Annotated in this window: 16 protein-coding genes and 1 riboswitch; of the genes, 14 read left to right on the forward strand and 2 right to left on the reverse strand. The window is 70.3% G+C overall.

Annotated elements, in window-relative coordinates:
• Positions 1-7: 7 nt before the first annotated feature.
• The 8 genes from hpaD (at position 8) to QM568_RS00910 (ending at position 6,119) form a co-directional block, all read left to right on the forward strand.
• Positions 8-1,144, forward strand: a complete 1,137-nt coding sequence (gene hpaD, locus QM568_RS00875) for a 3,4-dihydroxyphenylacetate 2,3-dioxygenase (RefSeq protein ID WP_415134852.1) — start codon at positions 8-10, stop codon at positions 1,142-1,144.
• 32 nt (positions 1,145-1,176) lie between these two features.
• Positions 1,177-1,962 (forward strand): fumarylacetoacetate hydrolase family protein, encoded by a 786-nt coding sequence (locus QM568_RS00880; protein ID WP_415134854.1) that lies wholly within the window; start codon positions 1,177-1,179, stop codon positions 1,960-1,962.
• Positions 1,947-2,750, forward strand: coding sequence for an HpcH/HpaI aldolase family protein (locus tag QM568_RS00885; protein ID WP_415134856.1), 804 nt, complete (start codon positions 1,947-1,949; stop codon positions 2,748-2,750). Before QM568_RS00880 ends, QM568_RS00885 begins: the two co-directional genes overlap by 16 nt.
• Before the next feature lie 32 nt (positions 2,751-2,782).
• Entirely contained in the window at positions 2,783-3,043 is a 261-nt protein-coding gene (locus QM568_RS00890) for a type II toxin-antitoxin system Phd/YefM family antitoxin (protein ID WP_415134858.1), read from the forward strand.
• Entirely contained in the window at positions 3,040-3,453 is a 414-nt protein-coding gene (locus QM568_RS00895; RefSeq protein ID WP_415134860.1) for a type II toxin-antitoxin system VapC family toxin, read from the forward strand. Before QM568_RS00890 ends, QM568_RS00895 begins: the two co-directional genes overlap by 4 nt.
• Positions 3,454-3,550: 97 nt before the next feature.
• Positions 3,551-4,774: an MFS transporter gene (locus QM568_RS00900; RefSeq protein WP_415134862.1), complete on the forward strand. Its 1,224-nt coding sequence runs from the start codon at positions 3,551-3,553 to the stop codon at positions 4,772-4,774.
• A 42-nt stretch (positions 4,775-4,816) separates the two neighbouring features.
• Complete coding sequence (locus QM568_RS00905; protein WP_415134864.1) at positions 4,817-5,536, forward strand: DUF6882 domain-containing protein; 720 nt, start codon at positions 4,817-4,819, stop codon at positions 5,534-5,536.
• A gap of 55 nt (positions 5,537-5,591) precedes the next feature.
• Positions 5,592-6,119, forward strand: a complete 528-nt coding sequence (locus QM568_RS00910) for a hypothetical protein (protein WP_415134866.1) — start codon at positions 5,592-5,594, stop codon at positions 6,117-6,119.
• Positions 6,120-6,137: 18 nt separating this feature from the next.
• Here QM568_RS00910 and QM568_RS00915 read toward each other — a convergent pair whose 3' ends face one another.
• Both QM568_RS00915 and glyA read right to left on the reverse strand, forming a co-directional pair.
• The gene (locus tag QM568_RS00915) at positions 6,138-7,025 is read right to left on the reverse strand and encodes a bifunctional methylenetetrahydrofolate dehydrogenase/methenyltetrahydrofolate cyclohydrolase (protein WP_415134868.1); all 888 of its coding nucleotides are present in this window, start codon (positions 7,023-7,025) and stop codon (positions 6,138-6,140) included.
• 104 nt (positions 7,026-7,129) lie between these two features.
• Entirely contained in the window at positions 7,130-8,404 is a 1,275-nt protein-coding gene (gene glyA / locus QM568_RS00920) for a serine hydroxymethyltransferase (RefSeq protein WP_415134870.1), read from the reverse strand.
• A 39-nt stretch (positions 8,405-8,443) separates the two neighbouring features.
• Positions 8,444-8,528, reverse strand: a riboswitch (ZMP/ZTP riboswitch).
• 142 nt (positions 8,529-8,670) lie between these two features.
• Between glyA and QM568_RS00925 the strand changes: the two genes are divergently transcribed.
• The 6 genes from QM568_RS00925 to QM568_RS00950 all read left to right on the forward strand — a co-directional run bounded on the left by QM568_RS00925 (position 8,671) and on the right by QM568_RS00950 (position 16,464).
• Positions 8,671-10,221 carry a family 20 glycosylhydrolase gene (locus QM568_RS00925; protein WP_415134872.1) on the forward strand — a complete coding sequence of 517 codons (1,551 nt, stop codon included), beginning with the start codon at positions 8,671-8,673 and terminating at the stop codon, positions 10,219-10,221.
• The gene (locus QM568_RS00930; protein ID WP_415134874.1) at positions 10,218-11,390 is read left to right on the forward strand and encodes an N-acetylglucosamine-6-phosphate deacetylase; all 1,173 of its coding nucleotides are present in this window, start codon (positions 10,218-10,220) and stop codon (positions 11,388-11,390) included. Before QM568_RS00925 ends, QM568_RS00930 begins: the two co-directional genes overlap by 4 nt.
• 487 nt (positions 11,391-11,877) lie before the next feature.
• Entirely contained in the window at positions 11,878-14,283 is a 2,406-nt protein-coding gene (locus QM568_RS00935; RefSeq protein WP_415134876.1) for a sigma-70 family RNA polymerase sigma factor, read from the forward strand.
• A 42-nt stretch (positions 14,284-14,325) separates the two neighbouring features.
• Positions 14,326-14,697: a YrdB family protein gene (locus QM568_RS00940; RefSeq protein ID WP_415134878.1), complete on the forward strand. Its 372-nt coding sequence runs from the start codon at positions 14,326-14,328 to the stop codon at positions 14,695-14,697.
• Positions 14,694-16,055 carry an FAD-binding oxidoreductase gene (locus QM568_RS00945; protein WP_415134880.1) on the forward strand — a complete coding sequence of 454 codons (1,362 nt, stop codon included), beginning with the start codon at positions 14,694-14,696 and terminating at the stop codon, positions 16,053-16,055. The genes QM568_RS00940 and QM568_RS00945 overlap by 4 nt, the downstream gene beginning before the upstream one ends.
• The gene (locus QM568_RS00950; RefSeq protein ID WP_415134882.1) at positions 16,048-16,464 is read left to right on the forward strand and encodes an NUDIX hydrolase; all 417 of its coding nucleotides are present in this window, start codon (positions 16,048-16,050) and stop codon (positions 16,462-16,464) included. The genes QM568_RS00945 and QM568_RS00950 overlap by 8 nt, the downstream gene beginning before the upstream one ends.
• The last annotated feature ends 47 nt before the right edge of the window (positions 16,465-16,511 follow it).

The raw sequence follows: 16,511 nt of genomic DNA on the forward strand, positions 1-16,511 counted from the left end.
CGCTGAGATGACCAACCGCGACGACATGACGCTGACGTCCTCGGGCTTCTACGTGAGCCAGGAGGCGCCGATCCACCCCGACAACCCCACGCCGACCCCGACGGCCACGCCGCCAGACGTGCTGCGCTGCGCCTACATGGAGCTCGTGGTCACCGACCTCGCCGCCTCCCGCCAGTTCTACGTCGACATCCTCGGCCTGTACGTGACGAGCGAAGACGACGAGGCGATCTACCTGCGCTCCACCGAGGAGTTCATCCACCACAACCTCGTGCTACGCAAGGGCCCGATCGCGGCCGTCGCCGCCTTCTCGTACCGCGTGCGCACGCCAGAGGACCTCGACCGCGCCGTCGCGTTCTACACCGAGCTCGGCTGCGACGTGCGCCGCAACCCCGACGGCTTCGTCCAGGGCATCGGCGACTCGGTGCGCGTGGTCGATCCGCTCGGGTTCCCGTACGAGTTCTTCCACCAGACCGAGCACGTGGAGCGGATGTCGTGGCGCTACGACCTGCACGTCCCCGGCGAGCTGGTGCGTCTCGACCACTTCAACCAGGTCACCCCCGACGTTCCGCGCGCCGTGAAGTTCATGCAGGACCTCGGCTTCCGGGTCACCGAGGACATCCAGGACGAGGAAGGCACGGTCTACGCCGCCTGGATGCGCCGCAAGCCCACCGTGCACGACACCGCGATGACCGGCGGCGACGGCCCCCGCATGCACCACGTGTGCTTCGCGACGCACGAGAAGCACAACATCCTCGCGATCTGCGACAAGTTGGGCGCCCTTCGCCGCTCCGACGCGATCGAGCGCGGCCCCGGCCGTCACGGGGTGAGCAACGCGTTCTACCTCTACCTGCGCGACCCCGACGGTCACCGTGTCGAGGTGTACACGCAGGACTACTACACCGGCGACCCCGACAACCCCGTCGTCACGTGGGACGTGCACGACAACCAGCGCCGCGACTGGTGGGGGAACCCGGTGGTGCCGAGCTGGTACACGGATGCGAGTCTCGTCCTCGACCTCGACGGCAACCCGCAGCCGGTCGTCGCCCGCACCGACAGCAGCGAAATGGCTGTCACGATCGGCGCCGACGGGTTCAGCTATACCCGTGCTGACGAGCGCGAGGGCAAGCTGGGCAATCAGCTCTAGGCCGTCGCCACGCACCGCAGGAGGAGGAACGGATGCTGTCCGAAGACACCGTCGCGCAACTCGCGGCAGAGCTCGCCGAAGCCGACCGCGCGCACACAGTGATCCCGCGCATCACCGCGCGCTACCCCGAGGCGACCGTCGAGGACTCGTACGCGATCCAGGGCGTGTGGCGCGACTCGCAGATCGCGGCCGGACGCCGGCTCGTCGGCCGCAAGATCGGTCTGACCTCGAAGGCCATGCAGCAGGCGACGGGCATCACCGAGCCCGATTACGGCGTGATGTTCGACGACACCGTGTACGCGTCCGGCGCGGAGATCCCGGTCGACCACTTCTCGAATGTGCGCATCGAGGTCGAATTGGCATTCGTGCTCAAGCATCCGCTCTCCGGCCCCGACTGCACCCTCGACGACGCCCTCGCGGCGATCGACTACGCGGTCCCCGCCCTCGAGGTGCTGAATTCGCACATCGAGCTGGATGGACGCACGATCGTCGACACGATCAGCGACAACGCGGCCTACGGGGCGATGGTGCTCGGCGATGTGCACAAGCGCCCCGACGAGATCGACCTGCGCTGGGTGCCTGGTCTGCTGTTCAAGAACGGCGAGATCGAGGAGACCGGCGTCGCCGCGGGAGTCCTGAACCACCCTGCGACCGGCGTCGCGTGGCTGGCGAACAAGTTCCACCAGCACGGCGCACAGCTGGAAGCCGGGGAGATCATCCTGGCCGGATCGTTCACACGCCCGATGTGGGTGTCGCGCGGCGACGAGGTGCTGTGCGACTACGGACCGATGGGAACCATCACATGCCGCTTCGTCTAGATCCGCCGTTCCGCGAGCGTCTCGCCGCCGCCGACCGCTCACTCATCGGCATGTGGGCGTGCTCTGGCAGCCCGCTGGTGACCGAGATCGCGGCGGGCTCGGGGCTGGACTGGCTGCTCATCGACATGGAGCACTCGGCGAACTCGCTCGAGAGCGTGCAGACGCAGCTGCAGGTCGCCGCCGCCTATCCGATCGTCCCCGTCGTGCGCGTGCCATCGAACGACCAGGTCGCCATCAAGCAGGTACTCGACCTCGGCGCGCAGAACCTCATCGTGCCGATGGTGTCCTCCGCTGCGGAGGCACGAGCCGCCGTCGCCGCGACCCGCTGTCCGCCGGAGGGTGTGCGGGGCGTGGGCAGCGCGCTCGCGCGCAGCGCGCGCTGGAACCGCGTCGACCGCTACCTGCAGGAGTCCGCGCAGCACGTGTCGCTCACGGTGCAGATCGAGACGGCGGGCGGAGTGGATGCCGCTGCCGAGATCGTCGCGGTCGACGGGGTGGATGCGGTGTTCGTCGGGCCGTCCGACCTGTCGGCATCGATGGGCCTGCTGGGGCAGCAGACGCATCCCGAGGTCGTCGCGGCCGTCGAGAAGGTCTTCGCCGCGGCGAGGGCGGCTGGAACCCCCGTGGGGGTGAACGCCTTCGACCCGGTCACGGCCGACGGATACATCGCCGCTGGTGCCGACTTCGTCGCCGTGGGCGCCGACGTGGCCCTGCTCGCCCGCGCATCGGAGGCCCTGGCCGCGCGCTTCATCCCGGCATCCGACGACCGGCCCCGCGCGAGCTACTGAGCCCGCCGTATCACCGGTGATACGCTTGACGCATGGGTGAGACGGTCAGCGTCCGTGATCTGCGCAACAACAGTGCGGAGGTCCTCGCTCGCGTGACCCACGGGGAGAGCCTGATCGTCACGAGAGACGGCGCCCCCGTGGCGCAGGTGGTGCCCCTTCCCCGCCGTCGGCTGAGCACGGCCGAGATCCTCCGTCGTTTCGAAGCTCTGCCTCCCGTCGATCATGCGACGATGCGCGCCGAGATCGATCAGCTGATCACTCCGGAACTGCCCGCAGACGAGGACCTGGGATGAGCGAGGGCATCCTCGACACATCCGTCGTGATCGCACTGGAGCAGTTGGATCCGAGGACCCTTCCGGACTACTCGTCCATCAGCGCCGTCACGCTCGCCGAGCTCGCACTCGGCCCGCTGGTCGCCGGCGACGACCGCGAGCGGATGCGCCGACAGCTCCGGCTTCAGGAGGTCGAGCTGAGCTTCGATGCGCTCCCCGTAGACGCTCGTGTCGCACGGACGTTCGCCCTCGTCGCCGCTTCGCTCAGAGCACGGGGGAAGAAGCCTGCCGCCCGCAGCTTCGACGCGCTGATCGCAGCGACCGCTCTGGCGCATCGGGTTCCGCTCTTCACACTGAATCCTCGCGACTTCGACGGCATCGACGATCTCGACGTGCGCGTGCCCGCCCGCAGCGCGACGAAAGCCCGGTAGGGCCGCCAGGCAGGCGTCCATGCCGCTGACGAGCCTGACCGATCAGCGGAACCGGATCGTGGCAGGATGAGCGGATGCACAGGCGCGGGTCCGATCGATGATGCGCGGCCTGGCCGCGATGCAGGACAGCGGGTTCCGCTGGTTCTTCCTCTCGCGCGCGATCACCATGACGGCGGGCTCGATGTCCTCGATCGCACTGGCGTTCGCGGTGCTCGGCATCGACAACTCTCCCGCCGCTCTCGCGATCGTGCTGACGGTCTTCACGCTGTCGAACGTCGTCTTCCTCATCTTCGGCGGCGTGGTGGCCGACCGTCTCCCCCGCGCGCTCGTGATCCAGAGCTGCTACGTGATCGACATCCTCTCGATCGGCACGACCGCCGCACTGCTGTTCACCGGCACGGCGACGATCCCGGTGCTCGCCCTCCTCTCGGCGCTGAACGGCGCGGCATCCGCCTTCGTCATGCCGGCCATGCAGGGCATCATCCCGCAGCTGACGACCCCCGCACACCTGCAGCAGGCGAACGCGTTGCTCTCGTTCGTACGCTCGGCGACCACCATCGGCGGCCCGGTCATCGCCGGGATCCTGGTGGCGACCGTCGGCCCCGCCTGGGTGATGGTGATCCAGGCGGCGGCCTGGGCGCTCGCGATCGTCCTCCTCGCCCTGGTGCGGCTGCCGGCTCCCGATCCGTCGGGGACGAGCTTCCTCCGCGATCTGCGCACCGGCTGGCACGAGTTCTGGTCGCGCACCTGGATGTGGAGCATCTGCCTCGCGTTCATGGTGATGAATGCGATCCACATCGGCGCGTGGGGCGTCGCCGGGCCCTACATCGCGAAGAACGATCCACGGCTCGGCATCGCCGGATGGGGCTGGGTGCTCAGCGCCGAAGGCGCCGGCATCCTCGTCATGACGCTAGTGATGATGTGGCTGCCGCTGCGCCGCCCCCTGCGATGGGGGATGCTGGCGATCAGCGCTCTCGCGATCCCGCTCGCGCTGCTCGGGCTTCATCCGCACGCGCTGCTCGTCGCGGCGGGCGCGTTCGTCGCGGGCTTGGGCGTCGAGCTGTTCAACACCGGCTGGAACGTCACCGAGATGGAGCAGGTCCCCGGCGACAAGCTCTCGCGGGTGGCCAGCTACGACATGCTCGCGAGCTTCGTGGCGATGCCGTTGGGCACCCTCGCCTTCGGATGGCTCGTCGGCCACGTCGACGTCTCCTCGCTGCTCGTGATCTCGGCGGTGCTCTACGCGGTGGTGGCGCTGGGCACCATGCTCGTGCCGAGCGTCTGGCGCATGGGACGCGCCGACGGCGCGCTGAAGAGCTGACCCCGCTGGCGGATTCATAGCAACCGGCGTGAGACTGGGAGCATGACGTTCGCCTCTCTCCAGCCCCTCGCCGACCGCGCCGCCCTCTTCACCGCCCTGCGTCAGGACGCCCTGCTGACGGCGACCGATGAGCTCGGCAACCACCGCTGGGACGCCGACATGACAGCCGGGACGATCACGTTCACCTCCACCGCCGACCCGGCGCGGCAGCTCGTCGCGCCGGCGCAGCTCATCGCGACGATCGCACCGGGGCCGCGTTCGCTGCTGTGGGCATGGGCGCATCCGCAGGGCGACGCGGAGGGCGTCGCCGCCCGGCTGCGTGCGTACGGCGACGAGAACGGCGTCGCCGCGCTCTCGGAACCCGAACTCGCCTTCCCCGCGGATGCCGAGGGCGACGACTCCTGGATCGCCGCGGCCGCGCACACCGTCGGCGGCGTCGCCGTCGAGGTCACCGGTCGCGCTCCCTACTACTCCGCTCCGATCGGCGGCGGCACCCGTGCGGTGTTCGTCCTCGATGCCCCGCTGCCGCCGTTGACGGTCGCCGCGGCGCTGCCGGTGCTTCCGCGCATCCTCTCCGGACTCGCGCTGCCCGACGCGCGCACTTCGGTGTGGGACCTCGCCCGCCTCGCCGGGTGGAGCCTGGCCTGGACCGACGAGGCGTACAGCGGCGCGACGGTGTCCGATGCCACCGGCACCGCGACGTTCCGCTTCGACGAGCAGGCGCGCATCACGAACATCGAGGGCTCGCTGGGCGCTCGGTAGCGCGCGACCCGCTCGGGCGGGTGTGGGCATTGGCAGGATGTGCGAGTCTGGACGCATGAAGAACGCCATCGTCCGCTTCGCCGCGCTCTACGTGTTCGACGTCGCCGTTCTGCTGCTCATCGACCTGCTGTTCGGCAGCGTGCGGATCGGGCTGCACGTGCTGTGGGCCGCGGTGATCCTCACCCTGGCCGCGCTGCTGCTGAAGCCGGTGCTGCGCGCGGCGTTCGCGCGCAGGTCGGGCCAGCGCTCCGGTAGGGCCGAGAAGTCGATCCAGTACGGGCTCGTCTACGTCACCGAGCTCATCATCTGGACGTTCACGGTGTGGTTCAGCGGCGTGCGGGCGTGGGGGCTGTGGGGCTTCGTGGTTCCGCCGTTCGTGCTGCTGGTCGGCTGGGTGATCTACGACCGGATCGACGACCGCCTTCGGGCCAAGGCCGGCGACGTGTACGACGCGGTCTCCTCATCGCTGCGGGGCGGGTCGACGGCATCCGCTCCCGAGTCGCCCGCCGCCGCGACGGGGCGTGCGGAGCTGAACGACGGGCTCACGCCCGAGCAGCGCCGCATGTTCGACGAGCTCGGCTGAGTCGCTCCGCCGCGCGGCTCAGTCGCGCTCGAGCGACCGCTCAGCCGCCTCGACGACGTTCGTCATGAGCAGCGCGACGGTCATCGGCCCCACTCCCCCGGGGTTCGGCGAGATCCATCCCGCGACCTCGGCCACATCGGGGTGCACGTCGCCGAACACGAGGCTCTTGCCCGTCTCCGCATCCGTCTCCCGCGTCACGCCCACGTCGAGCACCGCAGCGCCGGGCTTCACGTCCTCGGCGCGGATGAGGTGCTTGACGCCCGCACCCGCGACGATCACGTCCGCCTGACGAAGGTACGGCGCCATGTCCGGCGTGCCCGTGTGCACCTGGGTGACCGTGGCGTTGATGTCACGGCGGGTGAGCAGCAGGCCCATGGGGCGTCCGATCGTGACGCCGCGTCCGACGACGACGACGTGCTTGCCGTTGAGGTCGTAGCCGCCTCGCAGCAGCAGCTCGATCACACCGCGGGGCGTGCAGGGCAGCGGGGTGTTGATCGGGTTGTTCACGTTCAGCACGAGCCGGCCGAGATTGGTCGGATGCAGGCCGTCGGCGTCCTTGGTGGGGTCGATGCGCTCGAGGATCGCGTCGGTGTCGAGGTGCTTGGGCAGCGGCAGCTGCACGATGTAGCCGTGGCAGTCGGGGTCGGCGTTGAGCTCGTCGATCAGCGCCTCGACGTCCTGCTGCGTGGCGTCGGCCGGCAGCTCGCGCTGGATCGAGTTCATGCCGATCGCCTCGGACTGCCGGTGCTTCATGCCGACGTAGAGCTGCGAGGCGGGGTCGGCGCCGATGAGCACCGTCGCGATGCCGGGAACGACGCCCCGCTCGCGCAGCGCGGCGACCCGCTCGGCGAGCTCGGCCTTGATGGATGCTGCGGCGGCCTTGCCGTCGAGGATCTTCGCTGTCATGTCGCTTCTCTCTCTACCAGCCGGTGAGAAACCACTTCCGCGCCGAGACACCCCCTGAGCCGGGGTGTCTCGCGACGGAAGTGGTTTCTCGACGGAGTGGGGGCTTACTGCTGCAGGTCGGGGTACAGGGGAAAGGCCGCGGCGAGCGCGTCGACGCGGGCGCGCAGGACCTCCACGTCGGCACCGGGCTGCAGGGCCAGCGCGATGACGTCGGCGACCTCGGTGAACTCCGCGTCTCCGAAGCCGCGGGTGGCGAGCGCCGGCGTTCCGATGCGCAGCCCCGACGTCACCATCGGCGGACGCGGGTCGTTCGGCACCGCGTTGCGGTTCACGGTGATGTGGATGTCGTGCAGGAGGTCCTCGGCCTGCTTGCCGTCGATCTCGGCGTCGCGCAGGTCGACGAGCACGAGGTGCACGTCGGTGCCGCCGGAGCGCACGCCGATGCCGGCATCCTTCACGTCCTGCTGCGACAGGCGCTCCGCGATGATCGCGGCTCCCCGCAGCACGCGCTCCTGGCGCTCCTTGAACTCGGGGGTCGCGGCGAGCTTGAACGCGGTCGCCTTGGCGGCGATCACGTGCATGAGCGGTCCGCCCTGCTGACCGGGGAAGACGGCCGAGTTGATCTTCTTGGCGATCTCGGCGTCGTTGGTGAGGATGAAGCCGGAGCGCGGGCCGCCGATCGTCTTGTGCACGGTCGACGAGACGACGTGCGCGTGCGGCACGGGGCTCGGGTGGAGCCCTGCTGCGACGAGACCGGCGAAGTGCGCCATGTCGACCCAGAGCAGGGCGCCGACCTCGTCGGCGATGTCGCGGAACGCGGCGAAGTCGAGCGTGCGCGGGTAGGCCGACCAGCCGGCGATGATGACCTTCGGCTTGTGCTCGATGGCGAGGCGGCGCACCTCGTCCATGTCGATGGTGGAGGTCTCGGGGTTCACGCCGTAGGCGACGATGTTGTAGAGACGTCCGGAGAAGTTGATCTTCATGCCGTGCGTGAGGTGGCCGCCCTGGTCGAGCGAGAGGCCGAGCAGCGTGTCGCCGGGGCGGGCGATCGCGTGCAGGACGGCCGCGTTGGCCGAGGCGCCGGAGTGCGGCTGGACGTTGGCGAACTCGGCGCCGAACAGGTCCTTCGCGCGCTGGATCGCCAGCTCCTCGGCGACGTCGACCTCTTCGCAGCCGCCGTAGTAGCGCCGACCCGGGTAGCCCTCGGCGTACTTGTTGGTGAGCACCGAGCCCTGCGACTGCAGCACCGAGACGGGCACGAAATTCTCGGACGCGATCATCTCGAGGAACGTCTGCTGGCGCGTGAGCTCGCGGTCGAGGACCTCGGCGATCTCGGGGTCGACCTCGGCGAGCGGGGCGTTGAAGTAACGGTCGGTCATGTGACGTGCTCCTCTGACAACGGATTCGAAGGGGGTGCTTCCATCGGCCCAGGCGCGCGGTCGAATTCCGTGGTCAGTCGCTCCCCGGTGGTAGTCCACCCAGACGCCAGTCGCGACGGTTACGAGCATAGCGGATGCCGGTGGCGCGACGCGCGGCGATGACGACGCCGTGCCTGCTCGAACCGCGCTCCCCGCGGCATCCGTCTCCGCCGAATCCACAGGAAGAGACTCCCCCGATCCGCCCCCTGCACGATAGGTTTTTGTTCATGGTCTTTCCCTTTGCGTTGCCGCTCGTGCCAGTGCCCGCGTCCGCGACCGCACGGGCAGGACGGATGCCGCTCACCCCGGCCCTGCGCGTCAGCGGGCCGGCGGATGCCGCGGCCCACCTCATCGCCGCGATCGAGCGCCGCACCGGCATCCGCCTCGCCCCGCTCGCCGATGCGAGCGAACCCTCCCCGCTCGCCGACGCCGCCGAGAGGACCGCCGGGATCTCCCTGCGGATCGACCAGCAGGCGGAGGCCCCCGAGGGCTACACGCTCTCGGTCGACGACACGGCCGAGGTCGCAGGAGCCGATGCGGCCGGCCTCTTCTACGGCGTCCAGACGCTGCTGCAGCTGCTGCGCGAAGACGAGAGCGGCACCTGGGGCTTCCTGCGCGCGAGAGTCGCCGACGCCCCCCGCTTCGCGTATCGCGGGGTCATGCTCGACGTCGCCCGCCACTTCTTCGGCGTCGACGATGTGAAGAAGTACATCGACGCCGCCAGCGCCCTCAAGTACAACCACCTGCACCTGCACCTCACCGACGATCAGGGCTGGCGCATCGAGATCGAGTCGTGGCCGCTGCTCACCGAGCGCGCGTCGGCGAGCGCCGCGAACGGCGACGCCGGCGGCTTCTACACCCGCGCCGACTACCGCGAGATCGTCGAGTACGCGGCAGCGCACCACATGACCGTGGTGCCCGAGGTCGACCTGCCCGGCCACACCCACGCGATCGGCGTCGCCTACCCCGAGCTCGTCGAGGCGCCCGTGCTCAACGACGCCCTCGTCGCGCAGTCGGAGGCGCTCGGCCAGCCGCTCCCCGTCGCCGGCGAGCCGTACACCGGGTGGGGCGTCGGCCATTCGAGCGTGCGCATCCATGAGGAGCGCACCTACGACTTCGTCCGCGACGTCGTGCGCGAGCTCGCCGAGATCACCCCCGGCCCCTACCTCCACGTTGGCGGCGACGAGTCGCTGGGCACCCCGCAGGCCGACTTCGACCTCTTCGCCGCCCACGCCACCGAGATCGTCGTCGCGGCGGGCAAGACCCCGATGGCCTGGCACGAGATGGGATCGGCCGCCGGCATCGCCGAGGGCACGATCGGGCAGTACTGGGGCGGCACCACCCCGCAGGGCACCCACGCCGAGGAAGCGGCGCGCTTCGTCGAACGCGGCGGCGGCCTCGTCATGTCGGCCTCGAACGTCGCCTACCTCGACATGAAGTACGACGCCGACTTCGCGTTGGGTCTCGCCTGGGCGGGCGTCATCGACGTCAAGACGGCCTACGAGTGGGAGCCCACAGCGGTGCTCGACGTCCCCGCCGCCGCGATCATCGGGGTGGAGAGCCCGCTGTGGACCGAGACCACGGCCACCTGGCACGACGTGGAGCAGCTCGTCTTCCCGCGCATCGCCTGCCAGGCCGAGATCGCGTGGTCGCCGCAGACGCACGACGAGCGCACCTGGGCGTCGTTCCGCCGCCGCGTCGGCGCCCTGGCCCCGCTGTGGCGCGCCGAGGGCATCGCCTTCCACGCCGTCGGCGAGATCGAATGGACCGACCGATGAGCGTGCACTCCGACACCGCTGGGTCGCTCGTCATCCACTCGGCACGCATCGTCGATGGCGGCGCGATCGTCGAGAACGGCTGGGTGCGCTTCGAGCGGGGGCTCGTCGCCGCCCGCGGCACTGGTGACGAGTGGGCTCCCGCCGACGAGATCGTCGACGCCGTCGAGATCGCCGGAGCGGATGCCGTGCTCACGCCGGGCTTCGTCGACATCCACGGCCACGGCGGCGCCGGCGCGGCGTACGACGACGGCATCGAGGCCATCCGCACCGGCCGCGCGCTGCACCGGGAGCACGGCACGACCCGTGCGGTCATCTCACTCGTGACCGCCCCCCTCGACGAGCTCGCCGAGAGCGTCTCGCGCATCGCCGATCTCATGACGACGGATGCCGACATCCTCGGCTCGCACCTCGAGGGCCCGTTCCTCGACCCCGGCCATCACGGCGCGCACGAGCCGTCGCTGCTGCGCGACCCCGTCGCCGCCGATGTCGCTCGGCTCCTCGACGCGGGCCGTGGCACCGTGCGCCAGGTCACGATCGCACCAGAGCTCCCCGGCGGCATCGACGCCGTGAAGCAGATCGTCGCCGCGGGCGCCGCCGCGGCCGTCGGCCACACGAACGCCGACGCGTCCGTCGCGATCGCCGCGTTCGAGGCGGGGGCGTCGATCCTCACGCACGCCTTCAACGCCATGCCCGGCATCCACCATCGGGCCCCCGGTCCCGTACTGGCCGCAGCGGCCGACCACCGCGTCGTTCTCGAGGGCATCGCCGACAACGTGCACCTCGACCCGTACGTGATCAAGCTGCTGTTCGATGCGGCGCCCGGACGCATCGCGCTGATCACCGACGCGATGGCGGCAGCCGGTAGCGCCGACGGCCACTACGATCTCGGCGCGGTGCACGTGACGGTCGAGAACGGCATCGCCCGCGCCGACGACACCGGGTCGATCGCCGGCTCAACGCTCACCCAGGACATCGCTCTGGTACGCGCGGTGCAGGCTGGCGTCCCCCTACCGGAGGCCGTGTGCGCACTGACCGAGACGCCTGCCCGTGCCGTCGGCTTCGCCGACCGCATCGGCGGCCTGCGCCCCAGCATGGCCGGCGATGCGGTACTGCTCGACGCCGAGCTGCGTGTCGTGCACGTGCGGGTAGGTGCGCAGCCAGACATCTGAGGCTGCGCCTCGCGCATCGACACGCAGCTCTGCGTTCTCATTCCGGACTTTTCATGCGGGAGGCCGTCGGTCCCCAGATCGACGGCCTCCCGCATCCCCAAGGTGGAGAGCGGGCTGGTCGGGAACTCCTCCCCCGAGGCTCCCGACCGCCCAACCGGTGCGAAACCCCCTTTTGCACCAGCCCCGAGGATCACCGCCCCCCGGGGGCTCTCCATCGGCTGTCTCTGCATGAAGAGACGAAGACCCCATCGATTCATTACGCGAGTTCTCAGAACTTTTTCGAGATTTTCCCCCAGGCGAGCGGATGCTGGCGCAGAAACCGACTGGGAACAGGGATTATCCTCGTAAGGAGATCGTGCGATCGAGTTTCTGGCCGGGGTGGTCGGGCCGTGAGATTCGCGAGAGAATGGTTAGGCGCGTGATGGATGCGACTCTCGCGCGTCTCTTCGTTGAAGGCAACTGGGACCTTCACGACTGATGGAAGACTGTGGACGACGAGAACCTCCTGAACGGCGAACCGATCGCCGATGCCGAACTGATCCTGCGCACCCGCTCCGGCGACGCAGAGGCCTTCGGTGAACTCTGGCGACGCCACTACCCATCGGGTCTCGCGGTCGCCCGCTCCGTCACCTCGTCGATCGACCCCGACGACCTCGTGCAGGAGTCGTACACCCGCATCTACCAGGCGATCATCAAGGGCGGCGGTCCGAACGGATCGTTCCGCGCCTACCTGTTCACCAGCATCCGCAACACCGCCGCCGCCTGGGGCCGGTCGCGTCGCGAGTCGACGATCGACGAGCTGGAGACCATCGCCGACCCCGGCAGCACCGAGCAGGCGTCGAATGAGGCACTCGATCGTTCGCTCACCGCTCAGGCGTTCCGCAGTCTGCCCTCGCGCTGGCAGGAGGTGCTCTGGTACACCGAGATCGAGCAGATGAAGCCCACCGAGGTGGGTCCGCTGCTCGGTATGAAGTCCGGCGCCGTCTCACAGCTCGCCTTCCGCGCACGCGAGGGGCTGCGCGAGGCATGGATCCAGGCGCATCTGCGCAGCGCCGAGCCCGGCTCCGACTGCCAGTGGACCATCGAGCACCTCGGCGCCTACTCCCGCGGAAACCTCAGCACCCGCGATCACAAGCGACTGGAACTGCACCTCGACGAGTGCGCGCGCTGCATGATCGTCGCCGCCGAGGCCAAGGACGTGTCGAACCGTCTCGCGCTCGTGCTGCTGCCGCTGGTCCTCGGCATCACCGGCGCCGCCGGATACCTCGCCACGCTGCAGGGCGGAGGCGCCCCGATCGTCGCCCTGGCCGCCATGCCGTCTAGCGTCGTCGAGGGCGGAGTCGTCGTCGGGGCTGCCGCTGGAGGCGCAGCCTCGGGGGCCACGGGTTCGGGCGGATCGGGTGCCGCAGGAGCGGGCTCCTCCGGATCCGGGAGCGCCGGCGCGATGGGCGGACTCGGCGCCCTCGTCGGCGCAGGCTCGGCCGCCCTCGTCGTGGCCGGAGTCGTGGCTGCGGCCATGATCCTGCCCGGGCTCGCCGGTGCGAACTCCGCCGCATCGCTCTCGAACACCGCAGCCGGCGAATCCTCGTCGATCTCCACCGACATCGCCCCCGATGACTCGATGAAGAACGACCCCACCGTGCGCGCCAGCGAGGAGCCTGAGCCGCCGACGATCCCGACGCCTCCGACGCAGCCCCAGGTGGACGACGTCGCCGCGCCCGTGACGACACCGCCGACGAGCACGACGGACACCACCGAGGACACCGACGGCTCCGCAGACGCGGACGGCTCCGAGGACGACGGCTCCGGAGACGACGACACGGCGGAGACGGACGGGACGACCGACGCCGACGGGACCTCGTCGGATACCGACGGGACCTCCGACGGCACGACGGATGCCGACGCGACGGACGGGACCGCCGACACCGACGCAACAACCGATACCGACGCGACGGACGGGACAGACGGAGAAACGGACTCCGAGCCGATCGACCCGCCTGACGGCGCCTCGGACACCGATGGATCAGATGCGGATGCCGACGTCGACGCGATCGACGCGGATGCCGACAGCACCGACGCGACGGACGACGTGGACGCGACCGACGCGGATGCGGATGCAACCGACGCGGATGTGGACGCGACGGACGGCAGCACCGACTCCGACGGGACCGCAGATACGGACGCCACCGACGCGGATACGGACGCCACCGACGCGGATACGGACGCCACCGACGCGGATACGGACGCCACCGACGCAGATGCAGATGCAGATGCAGATGCAGACGACGCTGATGCCACCGACGGCGACGGCGACGGCGACGGCGACGGCGATCCGGTCGACCTCACCCCCACCGCTCCTGCCGAGCTCCTCGGCTCGACGCTCTGCGTCGCCGACGGCGTGGCGTACGTCGCGCTCGAGATGCTCGGCGTCCCGGGAGCCGAGCTCCAGGCGCTGCTCGACGGCAGCACGAGCGGTGCGGACAGCGGCCTCGTCGCGGACGACGGGCACGTCACGCTGACACTGACTCCTGGTCTGCTGCAGATCGCCTTCGACGCCGACGTCACGGTGCACTACGTGACCGTCGACGGACCCGCCTATCCCTTCGAGACGACCCTGAGCGGCCTGGGCGTCTCCGTCACCTCAGTGCTGCTCGCTCCCCTCTGCGACACGGGCAGCACCGCGCCTGCCGCGGAGGAGACACCCGCCGACGTGACCCCCGGCGAAGATTCCCCGGCCGACGAGACGTCGAGCGACGAGACCGCGGCTGCCGAGGAGCCGGCGAAGCCCGAGGAAGCGGCCGACGACACCGGCGCCAGCGCAGCATCCGACGACCAATCGGCATCCGACGACCAATCGGCATCCGCAGAGCAGCCCGCCGCTGTCGAGCCCTGACGACGCGCCCGGCTCCCTTCACCCGGCGAATAGACTGGGCGCATGCCCGAGGAGACCGTTTCCGTACCCGGCGTCGAGCGCCCGAACATCGCGGCCATCGACGTCATCCGTGCCATCGTCCTCGTGGTCGCGATCGGCACGTTCGCGCTCTGGGGGCTCGCCACGTGGCCGCTGCCCTGGAACCTCGTGATCGGCATCGGCGCACCGGTGGTCGTGCTCCTCGTCTGGGCGCTGTTCCTGTCGCCGCGTCCCGTGCTGCGCCTGCATCCGTTCCTGCGCGCCGCCGTCGAACTGCTCGTCTACGTCGGCGTGACGATCGCGTGGTGGCTCATGGAGCAGCCCCTCATCGGTCTCGCGTTCGCCGTGGTCGCCGTCGGCGCTGGTGTCGTCAGCGGGAGGCGCGCACTCGCGTGAACGCTCTCGAGCAGCTGCGCGCCGCGCTCGGCGACATCGTCGACACCGCCCCGACGGCCCTCGAGGCGGCGCGACGCGACCAGTCCGGCCACGCCGCTCCCGGTACTCCGCTCGCGATCGTGCACGCGCGCAGCGCCGCCGACGTCCAGACCGTGTGCCGCATCGCCACCGCCACGCGCACCCCGATCGTCGTGCGCGGCGCCGGCACCGGCCTCGCGGGCGGCGCGAACGCCGGCGAGGGCGTGATCGTGATCTCGACCCTGCGGATGACCGCCGTGCACGAGATCCGCGCCGACGACCTGCTCGCCGTCGTCGAGCCAGGCATCATCAACGCCGATCTGAACGAGCAGCTGGCACCGCACGGTCTGTGGTGGGCGCCGGATCCCGCCAGCCGCGCCATCTCGACGGTCGGCGGCAACATCGCCACCGGCGCCGGCGGACTGCTGTGCGCGAAGTACGGCGTCGTGCGCGACGCCGTACTCGGCATCGACCTCGTCCTCGCCGACGGACGTCTGATGCGCCTCGGCCATCGCAGTGTCAAGGGCGTCACCGGCCTCGACCTCGCCTCGCTCGTCATCGGGTCGGAGGGCACGCTCGGCATCGTCGTCGGCGCCACGCTCAAGCTGCGCCGCCTTCCCGAAGGCACGCCCTGCACGGTCACCGCGACCTTCCCCGATGTGCGCACCGCTGCCGCCGCATCCGCCGCCGTCACCGCGGCCGGTATCCAGTCGGCGATCATGGAACTCATGGATCCGGCCAGCCTCGCCGCGGTCGCGACCCATCTCGCGCTCCCCGCCTTCCCTGCCGGAAGCGCGCAGCTCACCGTGCAGACCGACGGGCCGGCGGCGGTCGAGGAAGCGGATGCCGTGGCCGCCGTGCTCGCCGCGCACGACGGCACGGTGCAGGTTACCCACGACCCCGCCGAGGGCGAGCGGCTGCTCGCGATCCGCAGATCCATGCACCCTGCGATGGCCGCACTCGGCACCACGCTGATCGAGGACGTCTCGGTGCCGCGCAGCGCGATGCCCGCGATGTTCGACGAGATCGCGCGCATCGAGCGCGAGTTCGGCATCGCGATCCCGACGGTCGCGCACGCGGGCGATGGCAACCTGCATCCGAATTTCATCTTCGAGGGCGACGAGACGCCCGCCCACGTGTGGGCGGCGGCCGATGCGCTGTTCCGCGCCGCGATCGCGCTCGGCGGCACCCTGACGGGCGAGCACGGCATCGGCGTGCTGAAGAGCCGGTGGCTCGCCGAGGAGCTGGGCGAGGACCAGTGGGAGCTGCAGCGGCAGATCACCCGGGTGTTCGATCCCCTCGGCATCCTCAACCCCGGCAAGGTGTTCGCCGATGCCTGACATCCACGTGAGCGCCGCGGTGATCAGTGACGACGCGGGGCGCGTGCTCGTGGTGCGCAAGCACGGGACCGTGCGGTTCATGCAGCCCGGCGGAAAGCCGGAGGCGGGCGAGACCGCCGCGCAGACGCTCATCCGCGAGCTGCACGAAGAGCTCGGCGTGCTGCTCGAGGAGTCAGCGCTCGAACCGCTCGGCAGGTTCGTGTCCGCAGCGGCCAACGAACCCGGTCACCGCGTCGTCGCTGAGGCGTTCGCGACCTCGATCGATCCCGACGCCGTGACCGTGCAGGCCGAGCTCGCGGAGCTTCGCTGGATCACCCGGGACGACGTCGCAGACCTCCCGCTGGCCCCGCTGAGTCTGGATCACCTGCTGCCGATCGCCTGGGTGCGCACCTCTCCCGCCGGTCGTTGAGCGCCCACTTCGACGAGGTCGGCGACCCCGGCACGGCGACGCCGCGT

This window comes from Microbacterium sp., from assembly GCF_047607465.1.
Classification (GTDB): Bacteria; Actinomycetota; Actinomycetes; order Actinomycetales; family Microbacteriaceae; genus Microbacterium.